Source organism: Streptomyces sp. NPDC046349 (assembly GCF_055587885.1).
This window is the reverse complement of record NZ_JBVJFK010000002.1, coordinates 553,111-576,870: the sequence shown is the minus strand read 5'-3', so window position 1 is coordinate 576,870 and position 23,760 is coordinate 553,111. Positions and strand designations below refer to the sequence as shown.

Genomic DNA, 23,760 nt, shown 5'->3' with positions numbered 1-23,760 from the left:
CGGACAAGGAACCACCATGACGTACGCGCACAACCCCGCCGCCCACCCGCTGCTCGACTCCGTCGAGGCCGCCTTCCTGGAACAGGTCGTCGCCTTCGCCCGCGAGGAGATCGCCCCCGGTGCCGCCGAACGCGACCGCATCGAGAAGGGCCACGTCGACTGGGACACCGTCCGCAAGGGCCACGCGCTCGGCCTGCTGCGGATGGCCATCCCGCGCGACTTCGGCGGCCTCGGACTGAGCCAGCTCGCCATCGCACTGACCCTGGAGGAGCTGGCCTCCGCCGACCCGGGCATGGCGCTGGTCTTCGGTGCCACCGGCCTGTTCCAGACCCCGCTGCTGATCTGCGAGAACCCGCGCCTCCAGGAGAAGTACCTCCCCGCCTTCCTCGGCCCGGAGCCGGTCCTCGCCTGCAACGCGGTCGCCGAGGAGCGCAATGGCACCGACCTGGTCCTGCCGCAGCAGGCGGCCCACGCACAGGACATGACGGTCGCCCGCCGGTCCGGCGGCGAGTACCTGCTGACCGGCACCAAGCGCTACATCACCAACGCCCCCGTCGCCACGTACGCCACCGTCATGGCGAACCTGGACGGCGCCCCCGGTTCGACCGGACTGACCTGCTTCGTCACCGAGCTCGAACAGGACGGCGTCACCCGCGGCGAGATCCACGACAAGGTGGGCTACCGCACCGCCCCCGCCGGCGAACTGATCCTCGACAACGCCCGCGTGCCCGAAGAGAACGTCATAGGCGACGAGAACGGCGGCTGGGACCTCAACGTCGCCATCGGCAACCTCACCCGCGTCACCTGCGCCGCGGTCGCCACCGGCATCGCGCGCCACGCCCTCGACCGCGCCGTCGCGTGGGCGGGCACCCGCCGACAGGGCGGCCGGCTGCTCTTCGAGCACCAGATGTCCGCCCGCAAGCTCGCGGACATGTCCGCGCGGGTGTCCGCCGCGCGCGCCCTGTACCTGGACGCGGTGCTGAAGGCCGACACCGTCATCCCGACCCCTGCCTACGAACCCGCCGTCGCGAAGCTGGTGGCCGACCGCGCCGCGATCGACAACGCCGACGCCGCCATGAGCCTCATCGGCGCCGCGGCCTTCCAGCGGGAGGACGGGATGGACCGCGTCCTGCGCGACGCCTACGGCCCCCGCATCTACGAAGGAAGCCCGGAAGCGCTCGCGCTGGTCATCACCGGCGAGCTGTTCGGCGTCCCGGAGGTCCGGTGACCACCGCCACCCCCACGGGGTACGCCACCGCCTCCTATCGGGAGCGAGTCCTGCGGGACACCGCCGCGGTCCGGCTGCCCGACCTCGACAGCCGTGTGGACGGCGAACCGCTGTTCCGCTCCGCCAGCCCCGAGGGCCTGCTGACCCTCACCGTGCGGGGGGCGCAGCTGCCCCCCGCGTACCTCGACGACATCTACCGGTTCCGGCTGGCCCAGTACCTCAAGCGGGGCTGGCTCAACGAGGGGCTCGCCGCCGCCGCGGACCTCGCCGCCGAGCCGTACGACGCCCACGCCCTCCAGGACCAGCACACCCTGGTGGTGGAGGAGGACACCTGGCGGCTGCGCGGCTACGGCACCCTGGCCTGCACCCGCAGCCCCGAGCACACCCTCCTCGGTGACGACGCCCACCGGCCGTTCGTCGTGGAGCGCGACTACGGCCTGCGGCTCGCCGACGAACTCGGCCCGGCCACCCCGGCGGACCGGGTCTGGGAGGGCAAGCGGCTCATGCGCGACTACGCCATGGACCGTTCGCAGGCCGCCGTGTCCGTCCCCTGGTGGGTCTACCGGGGCTGGGCCGAGGGCTGTCTGCAGGCCCTGGCCGTTGACGGGGCGGCGATCGTCGGCGACGGCAAGCCGAACGGGGCCGTCCTGCAGTTGGCGATGCTCGGCTTCCGCACGCGGACCCTCGACGTACCCGCACTGCCGACCGACCCCACCGACCTGTTCGCACCCATGTGGGACCAGCAGCAGCGCTCATACCCCTTCATCCTCACCCACGGGGACGCGCTGCGCCCCACCATGAACCACCTCGACGCGATCCTCGCCTCCGGGGAGACCGGATCGGTCGCTGCCCGGCTGAGGGCGTTCCAGGAAGCACGGAAGGAGGCACGGACATGAGCACGGACCCGAGCACGAGCACGGACCCGAGCAGCCCGCCCGACGTGGGCACCCCCTCGGGAGCGCGCGAACTGGACGAGGAGCTCTTCTACGCCTCCCTCACCCAGCGCAACCGCGGCCTGATCACCGCGGCGCTCCAGGAGCAGATCCGGCACACCCCCCTGCTCATCGCGGGGTGCGGCTCCATCGGCGGCGCCACCGTGCAGCCCCTCGGCCGCATGGGGTACCGGGACTTCGTCCTCGCGGACGTCGGCACCTACGAGCTGAACAACCTCAACCGGCAGAACGCCACCGTCGACGACCTCGGCCGCAACAAGGCCGAGGTGGGCGCCGACGCCCTGCGCGCCATCAACCCGCACGTCCGGGCCGAGGTGGTGCCCGTCGGCATCACCCGGGACAACGTCCGGGAACTGGTCCGCCGGGCCGAGGTCGTCATCGACGGGGTCGACGTGACCACCCCGGCGGGGCTGCGCGCGAAGATCGCCCTGCACCAGGAGGCGTGCCGCCAGCGCAAGCCCCTGGTCACCGGCTGGGACATGGCCGGCATGCTGGCCGCCCAGTGCTTCGACTACCGGCTGGTCCGCAGGATCTTCGACGGCCAGCTGCTGGCCGAGGATGCCGACGTGCTGAGCACCTGGGAAGTGATCTTCCGCATCGCCCCCAGGTCGCACATCCCGGGCGAGATGTACCGCGAACTCCGCAGGGGTCTCGGACGTCCCGACTACAGCGTCCCGCAACTCACCGAGGCGGCGACCCAGTTCGGCTCACTCGCGGTCCACATGGTCAACCAGCTGGTGGCGGGCGAGGACGTGCCGCGCACCGTCGCCGTCGACGTCCACCACATCGCCCTGAAGCCGGGGCGCCGGGTCGTGGACCGGGTCGCCCGGCACTGGGAGCGGGCCCGCTTCCTGAACCACCTCCCGCGCGAACAGGCCTGGCGCGGCTTCAGCCCCGCCGCCGTCTACCGCCTCGGCCGCCGTTCCGCACCGGCCGCATAGCCGAGCCGACCCGCAGAAAGGAAAGCCCTCATGAGAAAAGAATTCTCGTACGCCGACGCACGCCCGTCCGGGATCGTGCTGAGCGAGACCGAGTCCGACATCATCGAGGCCGCCGCACTGAAGCTGGCCGCCCAGTACGCGGACTACTCACTGCACAGCACCGACCTCCTCCACGCCGTGGAACTCGCCGCCGCGGCCCTGCCCAGCCGGGTCCGGCGCGCGCTGATCGCCTTCCGCGACGAGAGCAACGCCGCCGGCACCCTCCTGCTGCGAGGCCTCCCGCTGGGCAGCCTGCCGGCCACCCCGGACCGCGTGGAGGACGAGCCGGCCTGGACCGAGGTCGCGGTGGCGACGCTCGGCCAGCTGATGGTGATGTCGGTCCTGGGCCGGTCGATCTCGTACAGCGACGAGAAGAGCGGCAACCTGGTGCAGGACGTCAGCCCCAAGCGCGGGGCCGAGAAACGCCAGGAGAACAGCGGCTCCATCCTGCTGGAACTCCACACGGAGGACGGCTTCCACCCGGCCGCCCCGCACTTCCTGAGCCTGATCTGCCTGCGCGGCGACCGCGACGGACGCGCCGCCACCGTGACCGGCGGGATCGGGGACGTGCTGCCGCACCTGGCCGGGGAAACCGTCGCCGCCCTGCGCCGACCGGAGTTCAGGACCAGGTTCAGCACCTCCTTCGTCCACGACACGGACGAGGAGGTACTGACCCCGCCCGTGCCGGTGCTCTCCGGCCCGGAGGGCCGGCCCGACCTCCGGGTGGACTTCCACGGCACGGTCGGCACCACCCCGGCGGCCCGGGCCGCGCTCTCCGAGCTGGAGGACGCCGTACTCGGATCCCTGCGCGGCATCGTGCTGCGACCCGGTGAACTGATCATCCTCGACAACCGCCGTACGGTGCACGGGCGGACGGGCTTCACCCCGCGCTACGACGGCGCGGACCGCTGGCTGCGCCGCTCCTTCGCCCTGGCCGACCTGCGCCCGGTCCTCGACGACCTCGGCGAGGGCCGCAGCCACAACGCGATCACCGCGCACCGGCCCGCCCGCGGGCTGGCAGCGGCGGCCGCGGCCTGACGGACGCCCGGGCTCCGGCCCGGCCTCCCCGGCCGGCCGGACCCGGACCGCCCTGCGGTCCGGACCCCGTTTTCGGTGGACAGCGGTCACCACCGCGTCCGATAGTGCGCCCCATGGCATCTCTCGTGCGACACATCACAGTTGACTGTTCCGACGCCTACCTGCTCGGCCAGTTCTGGGCCGCCGTCCTGGACGGCTCGCTCGCCGACGACGACTTCCCCGGGGACCCCGAGGCGCTGGTCACGGCGCCCGGTTCGGCGCTGCTCTTCGTGACCGTTCCCGACGCCAAGAGCGTCAAGAACCGTGTGCACGTGGACCTTCAGCCGCAGGACCGCACCCGCGACGAGGAGGTGGAGCGCATCCTCGCCCTGGGGGCGACCCTCGTCGGCGACCACCGCCGGCCCGACGGCACCGGGTGGGTGACGCTCGCCGACCCGGAGGGCAACGAGTTCTGTGTCGAGCGGAGCGCCGCCGAGCGGAAGTGACCCGTCGCGGCGGAGGGGCGGGGCGTCGGCACCGCCCCAGCGCGCTCCGCTACTCCTCCGGCGGGAAGACCGGTTCGCCGGTGCCGGCCAGGGTGATCATGATGGCTTCGACCGGGCAGCCCTCGGCCGCCGTGAGGACCGGTTCGCTCGCGTCCGACTGCGGGCTGCGGGGGTGGGCCTGGCGCGCCGCGTCCAGGACGAAGCTGTCCGGGGCATGGTTCACGCACATGCCCGAGCCGATGCAGACCCCCCGGTCCACCTCGACCAGCCAGCGGTCTCCCATCAGGCGCCCGCCTCGTAGCCCGCCGGCAGGTGGATCATCTTGTGCTCCAGGTACTCCCCCAGGCCCTCCGGGCCGAACTCCCGCCCGAAACCGCTGTTCTTGTAGCCGCCGAACGGCCCCAGCATGTCCAGGCTGAAGGTGTTCACGTTGAAGGTGCCGGTGCGGATCCGCCGGGCGAAGTCGATGCCGTGCTCGACGTCGCCGGTCCAGACGCTGCCGCTGAGGCCGAACTCGGAGTCGTTGGCGACCCGTACGGCCTCCGCCTCGTCCGCGTAGGGGATCAGGCAGACGACCGGGCCGAAGATCTCCTCGCGGGCGATCCGCATGGAGTTGTCGACGTCGCCGAAGAGCGTGGGCTCGACGTACCAGCCCCGGTCGAGGCCGGTCGGGCGGCCGCCACCCGCCAGGACCTTCGCGCCCTCCTCCTGGCCGAGCCGGATGTAGTCCAGGGAGCGCTGCTGCTGGCGGCGGGCGACGAGCGGGCCGATCTGCGTCGCAGGGTCGAGCGGGTCGCCGACGACCAGCGCGCCGGCCGCCGCCGCGAGTGCCTCGGCGACCTCCTCGTACCGGCTGCGGGGTGCGAGGATCCGGGTCTGGGCCACGCAGGCCTGGCCGTTGTTCATCCAGGCGGCGGGCACGATCCCGGCGACCGCGGTCTCCAGATCGGCGTCCGGGAGGACGACGGCGGCGGACTTGCCGCCGAGTTCGAGGGTGACGCGGGTGAGGTGGCGCGCGGCGACCTCCATCACGCGCTTGCCGGCGGCGACGGAGCCGGTGAAGGCCACCTTGTCGATGCCGGGGTGGCCGACGAGGTACTCGCTGACCTCGCGGTCGGCGGGCAGGATCGACAGCACGCCTTCCGGCACCCCGGCCTCGCGCGCGATGTCGGCGAGGATGTAGGAGTCCAGCGGCGCTTCCGGGGAGGGCTTGAGGATCACGGTGGAGCCGGACAGCAGGGCCGGGGCCAGCTTGGCGGCCGCTACGAACTGCGGGACGTTCCACGGGATGACGGCGGCGACGACCCCGACGGCCTCGCGGCGCACCAGGATCGGGCCGAGCACGCCCTGCCGGTGCTCCTCGTACGGGTACGCGCGGGCGACGGTGATCGCGGCGTCGTAGACCATCATCGGGCCGAGCGCCTGGGCCAGGACGCTCCAGGAGTACGGGGAGCCGTTCTGGGAGCTGATCGAGCGGGCGATCTCCTCATGGCGGACGGCGATGGCGTCCTTGATGCGGGAGACGACCGCGATGCGCTCCTCCAGCGCCATCCGGGGCCAGGGGCCTTCGTCGAAGGCCTTGCGCGCGAGCGCGACGGCGCGGTCGACGTCGGCTCGGGAGGCGTGCGGGACGGAGCCGATGACCTGCTCGGTGTGGGGGGAGACGATCCGGATGGTGTCGGTGCCCAGCGGATCCGTCCACTCTCCGCCGATGAACAGCTTTCCGTGTTCCACGAGCTCCGTCATGGCTGAGGCCTCCTGCGGCTTGGCGTTCCCGAACTGATACCAGTTCTAGTTCTAGGAGTCCACGGGCAGGACGGAAGAGGGGAGAAGATCCAACGGCTAGCCAGAAAGCCGCCCAGATGGTCGACTTGGGCGACTACTGGAACGCGTTCTCGTCCGAGGACGGCCGACAGGCGGAGGGCTCATGCCGCAGGACACGTCACAGGTCACCGATCACGGCGGAGGCGTGTGGGGGATCAAGGTGCCCATCCCCGACAACCCCCTCGGGCACACCCTCGTCCACGTCCTCGACACCGGCCGCGGCCCGGTCCTCGTCGACACCGGTTGGGACGACCCCGGGTCCTGGGACGCCCTCGTCGCAGGCCTCGCGGTACTCGGCATCGCGATCACCGACGTCCACGGCGTGGTCATCACCCACCACCACCCCGACCACCACGGACTGTCCGGCCGGGTCCGCGAGGCGTCGGGCGCGTGGATCGCCATGCACGCCGCCGACACCGAGGTCGTCGTACGCACCCGCTCCTCCGAGCCCGGCGTGTGGTTCGACTACATGAGCGCGAAGCTCGCCGCGGCCGGAGCCCCCGAGGAGCACATCGCCCCGCTGCGCGCCGCCCGCGCGAGCGGCCGTACGCGGACCCTGCCCGGGCTTCGCGCCGCCGTCCCCGACCGGGAGATCGTCCCCGGCGAGCTGCTCCCCCTCGCCGGACGCCGGCTGCGGGCGATCTGGACCCCCGGCCATACCCCCGGCCACGTCTGCCTCCACCTGGAGGAACAGCACCCGGCGAACCTCCCCGGCAACGGCCGTCTCTTCTCCGGCGACCACCTGCTGCCCGGGATCTCCCCGCACATCGGCCTCTACGAGGCCCCCGAGGACACCCGCGTCACCGACCCCCTCGGCGACTACCTCGACTCCCTCGAACGCATCGCACGCCTGGCGCCGGCCGAGGTGCTCCCGGCCCACCAGCACGCCTTCACCGACGCAGGCGCCCGCGTACGGGAGCTCCTGGACCACCACGAGGAGCGCCTGTCGGGGCTGTGGGCGCTGCTGGCGGAGCCGCTGACCCCGTGGGGTCTGGCCGAGCGGATGGAGTGGAACCGGCCCTGGGAGCAGATCCCGTACGGATCCCGCAACATCGCCGTCTCCGAGGCGGAAGCGCATCTGCGGCGGCTGGTGAAGCAGGGCCGCGCCGAGGCGGTGCCGGGCACCGACCCGGTGGCGTACCGGGCGCGGTGAGGCGGGCGTGTGAGGCGGGCGTGTGAGGCGTGGCGCGGTTGGGCGGGCGCGGTGAGGCGGGCACGGCGCCGTACGGGCCCCTGCGCCGTCAGCCACCGGACACCCCCGGGCCCAGGAGCTACGGGCCGGTAGAGTGAGGCGGTCGTCCACACCCGTACAGGGGGAAGCCGGTGCGATTCCGGCGCTGACCCGCAACCGTGACCCGCCCCGGCACCACCCGGGCGGGAAGCCGGAATGCCCTGTACGTAAGTGCGCGGCTCGTGCCGCCGGTCCTTCCGGCGGCCGGCACCGTCGAGGAAAACGGAGCCGGAGCCCGGTGCCCGTGCGTGCCTGCCCCGGTTCCCCAGCAGGAGAGGCACCCTCCCCCATGACCGTCCGCCGCAGCGCCGCCGCGCTCGCCGCCTCCGCCGTGCTCTGCGTGGGTGTCGCCCCCGCAGCCCTCGCCGACACCGCGCCGCCCTCCCCCTCCGCGCCCCCAGTCATCCCCTCCGGGCTCTACGGCAAGAACGACCCCACCTACGACGGCGTGTGGCGGCAGTCCTTCGCGCTGCTCGCCCAGGACACCGTCGGCGTCAAGCCCGCTGCGCAGGCCGTGGACTGGCTGGTCGGCCAGCAGTGCGCGAACGGTTCCTTCCCCGCCTTCCGCGCGGACGCCGGGAAGGACTGTGACGCGACGGCTTACATCGACTCGAACGCGACGGCCGCGGCCGTGCAGGCGCTGACCGCGCTCGGCGGCCACGACGACACCGTCAAGAAGGCCGTGGGCTGGCTGAAGTCCGTACAGAACGAGGACGGCGGCTGGAGCTCGAACCCCGGCGGCGCCATGGACGGCGGCACCGACGCCAACTCGACCGCCATCGTGATCAGCGCCCTGACCTCGGCGGGCGAGAAGCCGGCCGAGACGAAGTCGAAGGCGGGCAAGTCCCCGTACGAGGCGCTGCTCTCCTTCCAGCTGGGCTGCGCCGCCGAGCCGGCCGCGGACCGGGGCGCCTTCGCGTTCCAGCCGGTCGGCGGCAAGCTGGCCGCCAACGCCGACGCCACGGCCGCCGCGACGCTGGCCGGCCTGGGCAAGGGCACGGCCGTTGTCCCGTCCGGTACGGACACCCCCGCGGCCGCGCTGACCTGCCCGGCTCCGGCCGCCGCCGACCCGGCGGCCGGTGCCGCGGCCGCCGCCCAGGGCGGCGCCGGCTATCTGGCCGAGGCCCTCAAGAAGGACGGCCACCTCACCGCCCTCACCCCCGGGGCGGACCAGCCGACCCCGGACACCGGCAACACCGCCGACGCGGTGATCGCGCTCGCCGCGGCCGGGCACAAGCAGTCGGCGGCGGGGGCGCTGGAGTGGCTCAAGGGCAACTCCGCCGAGTGGGCCAAGGGCTCCCCGGCCGCCCTGGGCACCCTGGTCCTCGCCGCGCACGCCACGGGCACCGACCCGAAGTCCTTCGGCGGCACCGACCTCGTGGCCGCGCTGAACGCGACGGGCCCGGCCCCGCAGGGCTCGGACACCGGCGCGACCGAGGTGGAGGGCGAGAAGAAGGAGCCCTCCGGCGGCCAGAACCTCTGGTGGATCATCGGCGCGGGCGCCGCGGCCGGTATGGGCATCGGCATCCTGCTGAGCGGCCGCCGGAAGAAGAACCAGCTCTGATGCGCCGCCGCCTGCCCGCCGCGGCCCTCGCCCTCGGCATCGTCCTGGCCCTGCTGGCCGCCGCTCCGGCGCTGGCGGCCGGCTACCGCTACTGGTCGTTCTGGGACGGCGCGGCCGGCGGCCAGTGGTCGTACGCCACGCAGGGGCCGTCGCTGGCCCGCCCCGCGGACGGCTCCGTCCAGGGCTTCCGCTTCGCGGTGAGCAAGGACGCGGCGACGGAGGCGGCCAAGCCGCGGGCCGCGGCCGACTTCGAGGCCGTGTGTCGGACGACCGCCCCGGCCGAGGGCCGCAAGCGGGTGGCCCTCGTCATCGACTTCGGTGTGCAGGCGGACGCCCCGACGGGCGAGGTGGTGCCGCAGGAGGCCCCGCGCACGGCCTGTGCGCAGGTGGCGCCCGAGGCGACGACCGCCGACGCGCTGGCGGCGGTCGCGAAGCCGCTGCGCTACAACAGCGCGGCGCTGCTGTGCGCCATCTCCGGTTATCCGCAGCACGGTTGTGGCGAGCAGATCGCGGAGACAGGCGCGGCACAGGGGTCTTCCGAACCGTCCGGGTCCGGCCCGGGCGGCGGCCCGTCCGCCGGTCTGCTGGTGGGCATCGCCGCGGTCGCCGCGCTGGTCGCCGCGGGCGTGTGGCAGTCCCGCCGCCGGGGCCGATGACCCGCCCCTCCTCCCGTCCCACTGGAGCGCCCGCCGGAGCACACACGGGAGTGCCCATCCCCGCAGCCGCACCCGGCCACGTTCCCCCGGCCCGCCGGAGCGCGCCCGCGGCGGAGGACTCCCCGCGCCGGTCGGCGTACGAACGCTTCAGGCCCCCGCAGGCCGGCCGGGCCACCGCCCTGCACGCGGGGGCCTGGTGGCTTTGGGCCCTGGGTCTGGCCGCCGCCGCCTCCCGCACGAACAATCCGCTCCTCCTCGGACTGATCGTCGGCGTCGCCGGGTTCGTGGTGTCGGCGCGCCGCACGGACGCGCCCTGGGCCCGCTCCTACGGGGCCTTCCTCAAGCTCGGCCTCGTCGTCATCGGCCTGCGCCTGGTCTTCTCGATGCTCCTGGGCTCGCCCATCCCCGGCTCGCACACCCTCTTCGTCCTCCCCGAGGTTCCGCTGCCGGCGTGGGCGCAGGGCATCCGGTTCGGCGGGCGGGTGACCGCCGAACAGCTCGTCTTCGCCTTCTACGACGGTGCGAAGCTGGCCGCGCTCCTGGTGTGCGTGGGCGCCGCGAACGCCCTCGCCAATCCGGCACGCCTGCTGAAGTCCCTGCCCGCCGCCCTGTACGAGGCCGGGGTGGCCGTCGTCGTCGCCATGACGTTCGCGCCGAACATGGTCGCCGACGTCGTGCGCCTGCGCACGGCCCGCCGGCTGCGCGGCCGCCCCACCGGCGGGATCAAGGCCGTCCTGCAGATCGGCCTGCCGGTGCTGGAGGGCGCCCTCGAGCGCTCGGTCGCGGTCGCCGCGTCGATGGACGCTCGCGGCTACGGCCGCACGGCCGAGGTCCCGCCTGCCGTGAGACACACCACCACCGTCCTCACCCTCGGCGGCCTGCTCGGCATGTGCGCGGGCACGTACGGGCTGCTGGCCGCGCAGGGCGCCGCGTACGGGCTGCCCGTGCTCGGCATCGGTGCGGCCCTGGCCCTCGCGGGTCTGCGGCTCGGCGGGCGCCGTTCGGTACGCACCCGCTACCGGCCCGACCGGTGGGGTGTGCGCGCCTGGCTGGTCGCCGGTTCCGGGGCGGCCGTCGCCGGCCTGCTCATTTACGCCGGCGGTGTCGATCCGGCCGGTCTGCATCCCGGTGTGGTGCCGCTGGTGGCCCCCTCGCTGCCGTTGTGGCCGGCGGCAGCGGTGCTGTTCGGCCTGTTGCCCGCCTTCGTGGCACCCCTACCGCCCGAGGAGGCGTCGCAGTGATCCGCTTCGAGCAGGTGTCGGTCACCTACGACGGCGCCTCCGCCCCCTCGGTCCGGGGTGTGGACCTGGAGATCCCGGAGGGCGAGCTGACGCTGCTGGTCGGCCCGTCCGGGGTGGGCAAGTCCACGCTGCTGGGGACGGTGAGTGGGCTGGTCCCGCACTTCACGGGCGGCACCCTGCGCGGCCGGGTCACGGTCGCGGGCCGTGACACGCGTACGCACCGGCCGCGGGAGCTCGCGGACGTGGTGGGCACGGTGGGCCAGGACCCCTTGGCGCACTTCGTGACGGACGTGGTGGAGGACGAGCTGGCCTACGGGATGGAGTCCCTCGGCCTGCCGCCCGCGGTGATGCGCCGCCGGGTGGAGGAGACCCTCGACCTGCTGGGCCTCAACGAGCTGCGCGACCGGCCGATCGCGACGCTGTCCGGCGGCCAGCAGCAGCGGGTGGCGATCGGCTCGGTGCTGACCACGCACCCGAAGGTGCTGGTGCTGGACGAGCCGACGTCCGCGCTGGACCCGGCGGCGGCCGAGGAGGTCCTGGCAGTCCTCCAACGGCTGGTCCACGACCTGGGCACCACCGTGCTGATGGCGGAGCACCGGCTGGAGCGGGTGGTGCAGTACGCCGACCGCGTCCTGCTGCTGCCCGCCCGCGGCGCGGCGCCGGTCCTGGGCTCCCCGGCCGAGGTGATGGCCGTCTCCCCGGTCTGCCCGCCCGTGGTCTCCCTCGGCCGCCTCGCGGGCTGGTCCCCGCTGCCCCTCTCCGTCCGCGACGCCCGCCGCCGGGCCGCCCCGCTGCGCAGCCGCCTCTCGCGTGCGGCGCGCTCCGCGACGGCCGACCCCGCCCACCCGCTGCCCGAGCCCGCCCGCGGCGCCGCTTCCCGGGCCCTGCCCGGACCCGCGCCTCAGACGCCGGCGGGGCTGAAACACCCAGCCCCGCCCGCCCCCGAAGCGCAGGCTCCGGGGCGGGGCCCCCGCATTCCAGCCCCGCCGGCGTCTGAGGCGCAGGCTCCGGGGCGGGGCCCCCGCATTCCAGCCCCGCCGGCGTTTGAGGCGCGGGGGTCCGGGGGCGGCGCCCCCGGCAGCGGTGCCGCAGCCGGGCTGCTCAGGCGCCTGCTGGGCCGCGGCACCCCGCAACCCGCGGAGCCCGCCGCAGGCGACACGGCTCGGGCCCGGAACCTCGGCCTGCGCCGCGCCCGCACCGAGGTCCTGCGCGGCATCGACCTCGCGGTGGCGCCGGGCGAGACCGTCGCCCTGATGGGCCGCAACGGCGCAGGCAAGTCCACCCTGCTCTCCACCCTCGTCGGTACCCTCGCCCCCACCACCGGCGAGGTGACCGTCGGCGGCCGGACCCCGCACCGCACGCCGCCTCCGGAGATGGTGCGCCATGTCGGCCTCGTCCCTCAGGAGCCCCGCGACCTGCTCTACGCCGACACGGTCGCAGCCGAGTGCGCCGCCGCCGACTCCGACGCCGGGGCGGCCCCCGGCACCTGCCGTGCTCTGGTGTCCGGCCTGCTGCCGGGCGTCCTCGACGACACGCATCCCCGTGACCTGTCCGAGGGCCAGCGGCTGGCCCTGGCGCTGGCGCTGGTCCTCACGGGCCGGCCCGCCCTTCTGCTGCTCGACGAGCCGACCCGCGGTCTGGACTACGCCGCCAAGGCCCGCCTGATAGAGATCCTGCGGGGCCTGGCCGCCGACGGGCACGCCGTCGTCCTGGCCACCCACGACGTGGAGCTGGCCGCCGAACTGGCCGACCGGGTGGTGATCCTGGCGGGCGGGGAGATCGTGGCGGACGGCCCGACGGCGGAGGTGGTGGTCTCCTCCCCGGCCTTCGCGCCGCAGGTGGCGAAGGTCCTGGCGCCGGGCCACTGGCTCACCGTGGGGCAGGTCGCCGAGGCCCTCGAGGCGGCGGAGGCCCGATGAGACGCTCGGCGGCTCGCCCGCAGAACCGCCCGGTCCGGATCGGCCCCCGGGCCGCCGCCGCCCTGGCGCTGGTCACCCTCATCGGCATCGGGGCCTTCGGCTGGCCTCTCCTCGCCGACCGGCATTCGGGGCTGCTCGCGCACTCGCAGGACGCCCCGTGGCTGTTCGCGGCGCTGCTGCCCCTCCTGGTCGCCGTCGTCGTGGCGACGATCGCCGACAACGGGATGGACGCGAAGGCGGTGGCGATGCTCGGCGTGCTCGCGGCCGTCGGGGCGGCGCTGAGGCCGCTGGGCGCGGGCACGGCCGGGCTGGAGCCGATGTTCTTCCTGATGGTGCTGGCCGGGCGGGTGCTCGGCCCGGGATTCGGCTTCGTGCTGGGCTCGGTGACGATGTTCGCCTCCGCTCTGCTGACGGGCGGGGTCGGGCCGTGGATGCCGTTCCAGATGCTGACGATGGGCTGGTTCGCGTTGGGGGCGGGGCTGCTGCCGGGCCCGGAGCGGATCCGGGGCCGGGCGGAGCTGCTGGTGCTGGCCGCGTACGGCTTCGCGGGCGCCTTCGTGTACGGCGCGGTCATGAACCTGCAGGGATGGACGATCATCCCGGGGATGAGCGACGGCATCTCCTTCCATGCGGGGGAGCCGCTGGCCGCGAACCTGGCGAGATTCGTCGCGTACTACCTGGCGACGTCGCTGGGCTGGGACCTGGGCCGGGCGGTGCTGACGGTCGTCCTGACGCTCACGTTGGGCGGGACGCTGCTGAGGGCGTTGCGGCGGGCGACGCGCAAAGCTGCGTTCGATGCGCCCGTCTCCTTCGATTCCGGGGGCGCAGACGTGCACAGGCCTTCCGCGGACGGGTGCGCGTCCGGTCGCTGACGGTGAGTTCGAGGCCCGCGCCGGTGAGGCGGCCCACAGGACGCAGGTCACATACGAGGCCCGGTAGTAGACCATCGGATGGCCAATGCGGCCCCATTTGCCCCTTTTAGGTGCAGGTCGGCCGCCCCGGGTGTGCGAGGCAGGCTAGTAGACGGGGCCTTTGCCAGGGCGTCGGGGCGTCTGTAGAACTGAACGTGTCGCAAGGCGGCAGGGGTGCTCCACCCCCCGCCGACGAACCCCTCTCCTTCGCGTGAGTGGCTCACGCATGTCTTCGGCATGCGTGCGACCGCCCTTGTCCCCTTCGGAAGGTTCCTCCGTGTCCAACGCTGTCATCCGCCGCATCGCCGCCTCCAGGAAGACCCTCGTCGGTTCCGTCCTCGCCCTGGGCGTCGCCGGTTCCATGCTGGCCGCGGTTCCCGCGCAGGCCGCTCCGACGAGCGCGAAGGCGATCGCGCAGCAGATGATCAAGGACCCGGCGCAGTTCGCGGCCTTCGACAAGATCGTCTCGCACGAGAGCGGCTGGAACCCCACCGCCACGAACGCCTCCTCCGGCGCGTACGGCCTGGTCCAGGCCCTGCCCGCCTCGAAGATGGCCTCCGCGGGTGCCGACTGGAAGACCAACCCGGCCACCCAGATCAAGTGGGGCCTGAACTACATGAACGAGCGCTACGGCAGCCCGGTCCAGGCCTGGAACTTCTGGCAGGCCAACCACTGGTACTGAGCCGCAGCAGTGGCAGTAGCAGGAGCAGGACATTCGAAGGCCCCGGCGGCCGGCCTCCCCAGGTCCGGCCACCGGGGCCTTCTGCATCCCATCCCACGGGATCACGGGCGCTCTGCGCGCGGGGGTGTGCGCGCGGGCGCGGTCAGAGGCGCTGGATGATCGTCCCGGTCGCCAGGGCGCCGCCGGCGCACATGGTGATCAGGGCGAACTCCCTGTCGCGGCGTTCCAGCTCGTGCAGTGCGGTGGTGATCAGGCGGGCGCCGGTGGCGCCGACGGGGTGGCCGAGGGCGATGCCGCCGCCGTTGACGTTGACCTTCTCCAGGTCCTGGTCGAAGATCTTCGCCCAGCTGAGGACGACGGAGGCGAAGGCCTCGTTGATCTCGACGAGGTCGATGTCCTTGAGGGACATGCCGGCCTTGCCGAGCACGGCCCTCGTCGCGTCGATCGGCCCGTCGAGGTGGTAGTGGGGGTCGGCGCCGACGAGCGCCTGGGCGACGAGCCGGGCGCGCGGCCTGAGCTTGAGGGCGCGGGCCATCTTGCGCGAGGCCCACATCACGGCGGCGGCGCCGTCGGATATCTGCGAGGAGTTGCCCGCGGTGTGCACGGCGGTGGGCATGACCGGCTTGAGCCGGGCCAGGGCCTCCATGCTGGTGTCGCGCAGGCCCTCGTCCCGGTCGACCAGGCGCCACATGCCCTGGCCGGCGACCTGCTCCTCCTCCGTGGTCGGTACCTGCACGGCGAAGGTCTCACGCTTGAAGCGCTCCTCGGCCCATGCGGCCTGGGCCCGCTCCTGGGAAAGAAGCCCCAGGCGGTCGACGTCCTCGCGGGTCAGGCCCCGGTTGCGGGCGATGCGTTCGGCGGCCTCGAACTGGTTGGGGAGGTCGACGTTCCACTCGTCCGGGAAGGGCTTGCCCGGACCGTGCTTGGAGCCCGAACCCAGCGGCACGCGGCTCATGGCCTCGACCCCGCAGGCGATGCCGATGTCCATGACCCCGCCGGAGATCATGTTGGCGACCATGTGGTTGGCCTGCTGCGAGCTGCCGCACTGGCAGTCCACGGTCGTCGCGGCGGTCTCGTACGGCAACCCCATGGCGAGCCAGGCGTTGCGGGCGGGGTTCATGGACTGCTCGCCGGCGTGGGTGACGGTGCCGCCGACGATCTGTTCGACGCAGTCCGGCTGGATTCCGGTACGGGCGAGGAGTTCGCGGTAGGTCTCACCGAGCAGGTAGGCGGGATGGAGGTTGGCGAGCGCGCCTCCGCGCTTGCCGATGGGGGTGCGTACGGCTTCGACGATGACGGGTTCCGCGGCCATGAGCTCGTCCTCTCCTGCACAGCGCCAGCGCGGCGGGCCGTCCCGGCGCCCCGCCCTGAACTAGTACGCGTTCTAGTTCTACCCGCAGTCTTATGACCTGGGGCCCGGCACGCAAGGGTCTTGCACGCGCCCTGCACGGATTCCACACGCAACAGTTGGCGCGCCGACCCTTGTCACTTCTGGAACTCGTTACTACCTTCGAGCCAACTTCTGATGGTCCGTCAGACTTTGGAGTTGCCCGATGTCCTGCCCCGCGCTCCCCGACGGCTTCGACGCCACCGACCCCGACCTCCTCCAGAGCCGGGTGCCCTACCCGGAGTTCGCACAACTGCGGCAGACCGCTCCCGTGTGGTGGTGCCCGCAGCGGCGGGGGGTCACCGGTTTCGACGACGAGGGCTACTGGGCCGTGACCCGGCACACGGACGTCAAGTACGTCTCCACGCACCCCGAGCTGTTCTCCTCCACCACCAACACCGCGATCATCCGCTTCAACGAGCACATCCAGCGTGATGCGATCGATGCCCAGCGGCTGATCATGCTGAACATGGATCCGCCGGAACACTCCCGCGTCCGCCAGATCGTGCAGCGGGGTTTCACCCCGCGGGCCATCCGGGGGCTGGAGGAGGCCCTGCGCGACCGGGCCCGGAAGATCGTCGAGGAGGCCTCGGCGGCAGCGGCCGACGGGAGCTTCGACTTCGTGACGCAGGTGGCGTGCGAGCTCCCGCTCCAGGCCATCGCCGAGCTGATCGGCGTACCGCAGAAGGACCGCTCCAAGATCTTCGACTGGTCGAACAAGATGATCGCCTACGACGACCCCGAGTACGCCATCACGGCCGAGGTCGGCTCCAACGCCGCCATGGAGCTCATCGGCTACGCGATGAACCTCTCGGCCCAGCGCAAGGAGTGCCCGGCCCAGGACATCGTCACCCAGCTGGTGGCCGCCGAGGGCCAGGGCAACCTGGGCTCCGACGAGTTCGGCTTCTTCGTGCTGCTGCTGGCGGTCGCGGGCAACGAGACCACGCGCAACGCCATCAGCCACGGCATGCACGCCTTCCTGACGCACCCGGAGCAGTGGGAGCTCTACAAGGCGACCCGGCCGTCCACCGCCGCGGAGGAGATCGTCCGCTGGGCCACCCCGGTGGTGTCCTTCCAGCGCACCGCCACCCAGGACACCGAGCTCGGAGGCCAGAAGATCAAGGCGGGAGACCGGGTGGGGATGTTCTACTCCTCCGCCAACCACGACCCCGAGGTCTTCGCGAACCCGGACGTCTTCGACATCACCCGCGACCCGAACCCGCACCTGGGCTTCGGCGGCGGCGGTCCGCACTTCTGCCTCGGCAAGTCCCTGGCCGTCATGGAGATCGACCTGATCTTCAACGCCCTGGCCGACGCGCTGCCCGACCTGCGGCTGGCCGGCGAGGGCCCGCGGCGGCTGCGGGCCGCCTGGCTCAACGGCATCAAGGAGCTCCGGGTCAGCCACGGCTGACCCGCGACCGGCGGACGGCAGGGGCCGCTCCTCCCACGCCCCGGCCCCTGCCCTCTGCCGGTCGCTTGCGACCCGCCGTTCGAGTGGCGGGCCCACCCCCGACGGGGTGATCCTTGCTCACAGCGGCGATCCGGCCGGAGGGGCGCCGGGGCGGTCTGCGCCCCGGCGCCCCTCCGGCCCGCGCGGTCCGTGGCGGGCCACCCGCGTCAGCCCGTGCGCAGGATCGCGCATGTCGTGGTGGCGTGGGCGTAGAGCTTGCCGTCGTGGGTACCGGTCACCCTGGCCTCCGCGGTGGCGGTGGTCCGGCCCACGTGCAGCGCGGTGCCCTCGCAGCGCAGGGTGGGAGTGTCCGCCATGACCGGCCGGATCATGTGCACCCCGAGCTGCACCGTGGTGTAGGCGGTGCCGGCCGGCAGCATGGTCATCACGGACGAGCCGAGCGCCGAGTCGAGCAGGGTGGCCAGGAAGCCGCCGTGCACCGTCCCCATGGGGTTGAGCAGGTGATCGCCCGGATCGCCCTCGAAGACGGCGACGCCCTCGGAGGCCTCGGTGAGCCGGAAGCCCAGGGTGCTCATCATGGACGCGCCGGGCAGTTCGCCCTCGAGGCTCGCCCGGAGGATCTCCAGTCCGCTCATGCCGAGGATCTCCGGGGTCATCTCCGGCCGCGGCTGCCAGGTGTGCGTACGGCTGCGGCGCGGGGCGCCCGCCCCGGGGGCGTCGGTTGCGAGCGTGGTGCCGGTTGCGAGCGTGGTGCCGGTTGCGAGCGTGGTGCCGGTCTCATACGTGGTCATGGCAACGACCCTAGACACGGACGGGGCCGCATCGGGAGTGTCGGATCCGGCAGCTTCCGCATGGATTCCGACACCATCCCCGGGCGGTGCGGGGCTACCGTGGAGCGGTGAAAATCGCCGTACTGGCCCTCGACGGGGTCTTCGACTCGGGCATCTCGGCCGTTCTGGACGTGCTGCACACCGCCGACGTACTGCGGGGGCGGGTGGCCGGTGCCCCGCCGCCCGCCTTCGACATCCGTACGGTCGGCGTCCGGAGGCGGATCCGTACCGGGCTCGGCCACCGCATCGACACCGAGCCGGTCTCCGTGGCCGAGGGCGCCGACCTGATGGTGGTGCCCGCCCTGATGGAGCGTCGACCGGAGGCCCTGGTCGAGGCCGTCTCCTCGGCGGCGACCCGGCCGGCCCGCCGGGTCCTGTGCGAGGCCCGCGAGCGCGGGACCCCGCTCGCCACCTCCTGCACGGGCACGTTCCTGCTGGCCGAGGCCGGGGTGTTGGACGGCCGGCGGGCGACGACCAGCTGGTGGCTGGCCCCCTTCTTCCGGGACCGCTACCGGCGGGTCACGCTCGACGAGACCCGGATGGTCGTCAGCTCAGGCGGGGTCACCACGGCGGGCGCCGCGTTCGGCCATCTCGACCTGGCCCTGTCGATCGTCGGCACGCGCAGCCCCGCCCTCGCGGACCTGGTCCGGCACTACCTCGTCGTGGACGACCGGGCCTCACAGGCGGCGTACGCCATTCCCAGCGCCCTGGCCCGCCACGACCCGCTCGTCGCCGCTTTCGAGCAGTGGGCGCGGACCCGGCTCGCGGAGCCGGCGCCGATCGCGGACGCGGCCCGGGAACTCGGCGTCAGCGAGCGCACCCTCCAGCGCGCGGTCGCCCGTACCCTCGGCCGCACGCCCGTCGGACTGGTCCAGGACCTGCGGGTGGAGCAGGCCGAACACCTGCTGCGCACCACGGACCTGCCGCTGGCGGCGGTCGCCCGGCGCGTCGGGTACGAGAGCCCGGGGCCGTTGCGGACGCTGCTGCGCAGGCGGCGCGGCGGGAGCTGACGGGGGCCGGGGGCTCAGGGGCGCGAGCCTGCGACGGGCTCGGCCGCCGCCGTCGCCGTGGTCGTCGTCGCCGTCCCGGGTGCGGTGTCCGCGTTCCGCGGCGCGCCGTCCCCGCTCTGCCGCGCCGGGAGGTTCACGTGCAGGCCGCGCGGCCCGGACAGGACGTGGACGAGCCCGAAGCCGGCGGTCACGACGACCGCACCGCCGACCGCGTCCAGCACCCAGTGGTTGGCGGTGGCGACGATCGCGCACACCGTGATCAGCGGGTGCAGCGCCCCCAGCAGCTTCTGCCAGCCCTTCGGGGCCAGCATCACGATCACGATCCCGCACCACAGCGACCAGCCGAAGTGCAGCGAGGGCATCGCCGCGTACTGGTTGGAGATCGCGGTCATGGCCCCGTACGAAGGGTTGGCCAGGTCCTGCGGGCCGTGCACGGTGTCGACGAAGCCGAGGCCGGGCATCAGGCGCGGCGGTGCGAGCGGGTAGAGCCAGAAGCCGGCGAGGGCGAGGACGGTGGCCAGGCCCAGGGAGGCCCGGGCCCAGCGGTAGTCGCCGGGGCGCCGCCAGTACAGGACAGCCAGGATCGCCAGCGGGACCACGAAGTGGAAGGAGGTGTAGTAGAAGTTGAAGAAGGCCTCCAGCCAGGGCGTGTCCACCACGGCGTGGTTGACGGAGTGCTCGATGTCGAGTCCCAGCACCTTCTCGATCCCGAGGATCTGGCTGCCGTTGCCCTCGGCGAGGGTGCGGCTGGCGGGGGCGGCCGCCCGGATGTGGGAGTAGAGCGAGTAGCCGACCCGTATCAGCAGGAGTTCCAGCAGCAGGTTCGGGCGGGACAGCACACGCCGCCAGAACGGCAGCAGCGGCACCCGCGACCAGCGGGCCGCCGCAGGCAGGCCGTAGTCGGTGGGTACGGGATCGCGCCAGTACGGGGACGAGCGGGGCAGGAATGGCACCGCGCAGGCCGCCGCCACCGCGGTGAGCAGCAGCACGTTGTCGCGTACGGGCGCCAGTGCGGTCAGGTTCGGCAGCAGTACCGTGCTCGGCAGGGTCATGGCGAGGACCACGGCCACCGGCCACACGCGCCGGTCGGCGGCGCGCCGGCCCACCTTGCCGGCGACGGCGAGCAGCACCCACAGCAGCTGGTGGCGCCAGCCGGTCGGGGACACTGCGACGGCCACGCAGCCCGTGACGGCGACGGCGAGCAGCAGTTGGCCGTCGCGGGCGTAGCGGACGGCGCGGCGCAGGCCGAACCAGACGATCGCGCCCGCGAGGGCGGCGTGGAGCAGGATCTCGGCCGGTCCGGTCAGGCCGAGGCGCAGCAGCGCGCCGTGCACGGACTGGTTGGCGAGGCCGTCGGGTGCGCCGCCGAGGCCGGTGCCGCCCAGGTGGTGCACCCAGTACGTCCAGGAGTCGCGCGGCAGGGCCGCCCAGGACAGGGCGGTGGCCGCGGCGAAGGTCACGGCGGCGGTCCGGGCGGCGGGGCGGCGTCCGGTCAGCCACAGCAGCGGCGCGAAGAGCAGCAGCGCCGGCTGGAGTGCGGCGCCGAGGCCGACGAGGAAGCCGGCGGGCCGGTCGCCGGGCACCCGGAAGACGGCGAGGAGCACCAAGAGGACGGGAACGACGGCGGTCCGGCCGGGTGAGGCGGCCTCGCGGACGGGCAGCGAGACCATCATCAGTGCGGTGAGGACGGGCGCGGCGAGCAGCGCGGTGCGGCGCGGCACCGGGTCGGGCAGACCACGGGCGGCGACCAGCCCGATCGCGGCGACGAACAGCAGCGTCACGCAGGTCCAGGCCACCTCCAGGGAGGGGGCCGCGAGACCGGCGAGCGGCTTGAGGACCAACCCGGCGAAGGGGGTGCCGGCGAACTGTCCGACGTCGTAGACCGAGCCGGCCGCCGCGCCTCCCGGGCCCGGGAGGCTGCCGGGGAGGTGGAAGCCGCCCAGCCACTCGGCCGGTGGCACGCGCAGCACCGCGACGGCCTGTCTGACGCCGAGGGCGCCGACCAGCGCCCACAGGAGGAGCCGCGCCGCGCCGAGCCTGCTGTTTCCGCCTATGACCCCGGCATGTCCGTCCGCTGTGCTGTGCTCCGCCGCGTTAGCCACGCCTCGCCGGCCTCCCGCCCTGTTGACCGCAACCCCGACTTCGCCTGGCTGCCGCGCTCCATTACCCGCACGACGATATCCCCCGCGGGATCCCTGGGCTGGCTCCCATGAGCATCGTCAGGTCGGCCGTCAGGCCGCTTCCGTGACGGACGCCTGCGCAGGAAGGCCCGGGCGGCGCCGAGCCGCTGCCCGGCCGTGCGTCGGCCCGTTGTCACGGCCAGCCGGCGCAGGCCGCCTGAGCCGGCAGAGGGGTTCCGGTGACGAGGCCACGTGGTTCGACCGGACCCAGTAGGCGGACGACCACGGCCCCGGAGCCGACGCCCTCTCAGCCGGGGGCTCTGTGGGTCGAGCAGCTGTTCGGCAGGTTCGACGGACGGGCTGCGCCGTTCCCGCCGAACAGCACGAGGCCGCAGGAGGAGTCGATCCGGGCCCCCCGTGGAGGGCTTGCCGCGGAACTCGCCGAGCCGGTAGCCGCACGCCGCCGTTGGTCGGTCCGGTGACCCATGCGTCGGCCTCGGACAGACCCGAAGGGGACCCCGCGGATGCCACCGGTCTGCTTGCCTGCGGTCCCGGCCGTCAGGGGCAGCGCGTCCGTGCCGTCGGGCTTACGGCCCGCGTCGGTCCAGCCGCGCCACGGGTGAAGCCCGTCGTCTCACCAGGCTTTGACCGGCGGATGTAGGAGACTGCACCACGTGATCAAAGGCTGGGTGCAGCGCCCGGCCTGTTCTTCCTGAGAGGTGTCAAGTGCCCAGCATTGTAAAGATCAACGCACTGACGGTTCCCGCCGAGCAGCGGGAGGTCCTGGAGCAGCGCTTCGCCTCGCGGGCGGGGGCGGTGGAGAGCTCGGACGGCTTCGAGTGGTTCGAGCTGCTGCGCCCGGTGGAGGGCACCGACCAGTACCTCGTCTACACGCGGTGGCGTTCGGAGGAGGACTTCCAGGCGTGGATGGAGGGGCCGATGAAGGCCGCTCACCAGGGTGGCGGCGGCGAGGGCGGCGCCGCCGGCTCGGAGCGGCCGAAGCCGGCGGCCTCGGCTTCGACGGTGTGGTCGTTCGAGGTCGTGCAGCAGGCGGCGCCGAAGAAGGGCTGAGCGATCAGGCCTCGGACCCCGGAGGGTGTCCCGGGGTCCGAGCGGTCGGGGTCGGTCGGATCGGTCAGGTCGGCCGGGGCGATCGGGTCGACCGGCTAGACCGGGTCGACCCGGTCAAGGGGCGGGTATCAGGGGCGGGTCAGCTCCAGAAGGCGTCTTCCTCGTCGATGTCCGCGGTGCACTGGTCGATATCGGTGATCTTGTGGCCGACGATCGTGAAGAAGAGGCCTTCGCGGATCTCGATGCCGCGGTCGCCGCGGTCGCCACGCGCCGTGTGGAAGCTCATCACGTGCCCCCGGCCGTCCGCCAGCACCGATTCCAGGTGCACCTGGAAGGTGCCCTTCGTCTCCTCGCCGAGGCGGCGGTAGAAGTCGAGGACGTGCTCCCGGCCCTTGTGGTGTCCGGACATGGGGTTGTTGCCGGGCACGTGGTGGATGACGTCGGCGGTCATGAGCGCGCCCAGCGCCTCCATGTCGCCCTTGCCGAAGGCCTCGTAGCCGCGGCGTACCAGGGCACAGTCCGGATGTTCTGCCATTGCGTTTCACACCCTCCGGGTAGGCGGAATGCTCGTTTTTCCTATCATCAGCCCGCCCATGTGGATATTCCACGCGGGAGATCCTGCGCGAACTCCACAATGACGCCATGACCACTCACAGCGAACACCGCACACCTCCGTCCACCCCCGCTCTTCCCGCTCCCTTTCCCGCTCCCGGCCACACGGTCACCGTGCCGTGGACCGTGTCCCCGGAACCGTTCACGACGGGCGACGCCACCCGGCTGCGCCGCGCCTACTACGCCGAAGTGGCCGGCAGGTACTGGAAACGCGGGGTCACCGAGGCGGAGATCGACCAAGGGCTGCTGGACTTCCCGGACGACGGCCTGGAACCGCCGACAGGGCAGTTCGTCGTCGGCCGTCTCGGCGGCGAGGCGCTGGCATGCGGCGGGGTCCGGCTGCTCGACACGACGACCGCCGAGCTCACCAGGGTGTACGTCGACCGGCGCGCCCGCGGCACCGGTGGCGGGGCGGCCCTGCTCCGGGCCCTGGAGGCGGAGAGCCGCGCGCTGGGCGCCGAGCGCGTCCGGCTGGACACCCGGTCGGATCTCGTGGAGGCCCGCGCGTTGTACGCGCGTCACGGCTACGCCGAGATACCGGCGTACAACTCCGGCCCGTATGCGGAGCACTGGTTCGAAAAGCGCCTGGTCTGACCACCCGGCGGAC

The 23,760-nt window shown here is 73.2% G+C and carries 22 protein-coding genes; 16 read left to right on the top strand and 6 right to left on the bottom strand.

Translation table 11 applies throughout. The annotated features are described in order from the left end of the window. Positions 1-16: 16 nt before the first annotated feature. The 5 genes from ACZ6JS_RS06295 (at position 17) to ACZ6JS_RS06275 (ending at position 4,684) form a co-directional block, all read left to right on the top strand. Positions 17-1,228 (top strand): acyl-CoA dehydrogenase family protein, encoded by a 1,212-nt coding sequence (locus ACZ6JS_RS06295; RefSeq protein WP_051892551.1) that lies wholly within the window; start codon positions 17-19, stop codon positions 1,226-1,228. Beyond that, positions 1,225-2,124, top strand: coding sequence for a hypothetical protein (locus ACZ6JS_RS06290; RefSeq protein WP_469296144.1), 900 nt, complete (start codon positions 1,225-1,227; stop codon positions 2,122-2,124). The genes ACZ6JS_RS06295 and ACZ6JS_RS06290 overlap by 4 nt, the downstream gene beginning before the upstream one ends. Continuing rightward, the gene (locus tag ACZ6JS_RS06285; RefSeq protein WP_469296143.1) at positions 2,121-3,122 is read left to right on the top strand and encodes a HesA/MoeB/ThiF family protein; all 1,002 of its coding nucleotides are present in this window, start codon (positions 2,121-2,123) and stop codon (positions 3,120-3,122) included. The genes ACZ6JS_RS06290 and ACZ6JS_RS06285 overlap by 4 nt, the downstream gene beginning before the upstream one ends. A gap of 30 nt (positions 3,123-3,152) precedes the next feature. Further along, positions 3,153-4,199: a TauD/TfdA family dioxygenase gene (locus ACZ6JS_RS06280; protein WP_469296142.1), complete on the top strand. Its 1,047-nt coding sequence runs from the start codon at positions 3,153-3,155 to the stop codon at positions 4,197-4,199. Between the two features lie 113 nt (positions 4,200-4,312). Further along, positions 4,313-4,684, top strand: coding sequence for a VOC family protein (locus ACZ6JS_RS06275; RefSeq protein ID WP_469296140.1), 372 nt, complete (start codon positions 4,313-4,315; stop codon positions 4,682-4,684). 49 nt (positions 4,685-4,733) lie between these two features. Here the strand turns inward: ACZ6JS_RS06275 and ACZ6JS_RS06270 are convergent, their stop codons facing one another. Beyond that, positions 4,734-4,967, bottom strand: coding sequence for a ferredoxin (locus ACZ6JS_RS06270; RefSeq protein ID WP_469296139.1), 234 nt, complete (start codon positions 4,965-4,967; stop codon positions 4,734-4,736). Beyond that, positions 4,967-6,430 carry an aldehyde dehydrogenase gene (locus ACZ6JS_RS06265; RefSeq protein WP_469296137.1) on the bottom strand — a complete coding sequence of 488 codons (1,464 nt, stop codon included), beginning with the start codon at positions 6,428-6,430 and terminating at the stop codon, positions 4,967-4,969. Before ACZ6JS_RS06265 ends, ACZ6JS_RS06270 begins: the two co-directional genes overlap by 1 nt. A 181-nt stretch (positions 6,431-6,611) precedes the next feature. Between ACZ6JS_RS06265 and ACZ6JS_RS06260 the strand changes: the two genes are divergently transcribed. The 7 genes from ACZ6JS_RS06260 to ACZ6JS_RS06230 all read left to right on the top strand — a co-directional run bounded on the left by ACZ6JS_RS06260 (position 6,612) and on the right by ACZ6JS_RS06230 (position 14,712). Then, complete coding sequence (locus ACZ6JS_RS06260; protein WP_469296136.1) at positions 6,612-7,661, top strand: MBL fold metallo-hydrolase; 1,050 nt, start codon at positions 6,612-6,614, stop codon at positions 7,659-7,661. A gap of 367 nt (positions 7,662-8,028) precedes the next feature. Then, positions 8,029-9,303, top strand: coding sequence for a prenyltransferase/squalene oxidase repeat-containing protein (locus ACZ6JS_RS06255; RefSeq protein ID WP_469296135.1), 1,275 nt, complete (start codon positions 8,029-8,031; stop codon positions 9,301-9,303). Further along, positions 9,303-9,959: an SCO2322 family protein gene (locus ACZ6JS_RS06250; RefSeq protein WP_469296134.1), complete on the top strand. Its 657-nt coding sequence runs from the start codon at positions 9,303-9,305 to the stop codon at positions 9,957-9,959. Before ACZ6JS_RS06255 ends, ACZ6JS_RS06250 begins: the two co-directional genes overlap by 1 nt. 50 nt (positions 9,960-10,009) lie before the next feature. Beyond that, on the top strand, positions 10,010-11,200 hold the full coding sequence (locus tag ACZ6JS_RS06245) for an energy-coupling factor transporter transmembrane component T (RefSeq protein ID WP_469296133.1): 1,191 nt from the start codon (positions 10,010-10,012) through the stop codon (positions 11,198-11,200). Further along, the gene (locus tag ACZ6JS_RS06240) at positions 11,197-13,119 is read left to right on the top strand and encodes an ABC transporter ATP-binding protein (RefSeq protein ID WP_469296131.1); all 1,923 of its coding nucleotides are present in this window, start codon (positions 11,197-11,199) and stop codon (positions 13,117-13,119) included. The genes ACZ6JS_RS06245 and ACZ6JS_RS06240 overlap by 4 nt, the downstream gene beginning before the upstream one ends. Next, positions 13,116-13,991, top strand: a complete 876-nt coding sequence (locus tag ACZ6JS_RS06235) for an ECF transporter S component (RefSeq protein ID WP_469296130.1) — start codon at positions 13,116-13,118, stop codon at positions 13,989-13,991. The genes ACZ6JS_RS06240 and ACZ6JS_RS06235 overlap by 4 nt, the downstream gene beginning before the upstream one ends. Positions 13,992-14,307: 316 nt before the next feature. Further along, on the top strand, positions 14,308-14,712 hold the full coding sequence (locus ACZ6JS_RS06230; protein ID WP_469296129.1) for an aggregation-promoting factor C-terminal-like domain-containing protein: 405 nt from the start codon (positions 14,308-14,310) through the stop codon (positions 14,710-14,712). Between the two features lie 142 nt (positions 14,713-14,854). Here the strand turns inward: ACZ6JS_RS06230 and ACZ6JS_RS06225 are convergent, their stop codons facing one another. Beyond that, the gene (locus ACZ6JS_RS06225; protein ID WP_469296128.1) at positions 14,855-16,024 is read right to left on the bottom strand and encodes a steroid 3-ketoacyl-CoA thiolase; all 1,170 of its coding nucleotides are present in this window, start codon (positions 16,022-16,024) and stop codon (positions 14,855-14,857) included. Between the two features lie 241 nt (positions 16,025-16,265). Here ACZ6JS_RS06225 and ACZ6JS_RS06220 point away from each other — a divergent pair, with 241 nt between their 5' ends. Beyond that, a complete protein-coding gene (locus tag ACZ6JS_RS06220; RefSeq protein WP_469296127.1) occupies positions 16,266-17,510 on the top strand; it encodes a cytochrome P450 in 1,245 nt (414 codons plus the stop codon). A 206-nt stretch (positions 17,511-17,716) separates the two neighbouring features. Here the strand turns inward: ACZ6JS_RS06220 and ACZ6JS_RS06215 are convergent, their stop codons facing one another. Then, positions 17,717-18,301: a PaaI family thioesterase gene (locus ACZ6JS_RS06215; protein ID WP_469296126.1), complete on the bottom strand. Its 585-nt coding sequence runs from the start codon at positions 18,299-18,301 to the stop codon at positions 17,717-17,719. A 107-nt stretch (positions 18,302-18,408) separates the two neighbouring features. Here ACZ6JS_RS06215 and ACZ6JS_RS06210 point away from each other — a divergent pair, with 107 nt between their 5' ends. Next, positions 18,409-19,350, top strand: coding sequence for a GlxA family transcriptional regulator (locus ACZ6JS_RS06210; protein ID WP_469296124.1), 942 nt, complete (start codon positions 18,409-18,411; stop codon positions 19,348-19,350). Positions 19,351-19,364: 14 nt separating this feature from the next. Here ACZ6JS_RS06210 and ACZ6JS_RS06205 read toward each other — a convergent pair whose 3' ends face one another. Then, complete coding sequence (locus ACZ6JS_RS06205; RefSeq protein WP_469296123.1) at positions 19,365-21,452, bottom strand: bifunctional glycosyltransferase 87/phosphatase PAP2 family protein; 2,088 nt, start codon at positions 21,450-21,452, stop codon at positions 19,365-19,367. A gap of 744 nt (positions 21,453-22,196) precedes the next feature. Between ACZ6JS_RS06205 and ACZ6JS_RS06200 the strand changes: the two genes are divergently transcribed. After that, positions 22,197-22,541 carry an antibiotic biosynthesis monooxygenase family protein gene (locus ACZ6JS_RS06200; RefSeq protein WP_469296122.1) on the top strand — a complete coding sequence of 115 codons (345 nt, stop codon included), beginning with the start codon at positions 22,197-22,199 and terminating at the stop codon, positions 22,539-22,541. Positions 22,542-22,680: 139 nt separating this feature from the next. On the opposite strand, the gene ACZ6JS_RS06195 is transcribed toward ACZ6JS_RS06200, so the two are convergent. Further along, positions 22,681-23,076 (bottom strand): nuclear transport factor 2 family protein, encoded by a 396-nt coding sequence (locus ACZ6JS_RS06195; protein WP_469296121.1) that lies wholly within the window; start codon positions 23,074-23,076, stop codon positions 22,681-22,683. A gap of 191 nt (positions 23,077-23,267) precedes the next feature. Here ACZ6JS_RS06195 and ACZ6JS_RS06190 point away from each other — a divergent pair, with 191 nt between their 5' ends. Continuing rightward, positions 23,268-23,747 (top strand): GNAT family N-acetyltransferase, encoded by a 480-nt coding sequence (locus ACZ6JS_RS06190; protein WP_469296432.1) that lies wholly within the window; start codon positions 23,268-23,270, stop codon positions 23,745-23,747. Positions 23,748-23,760: the final 13 nt, after the last annotated feature.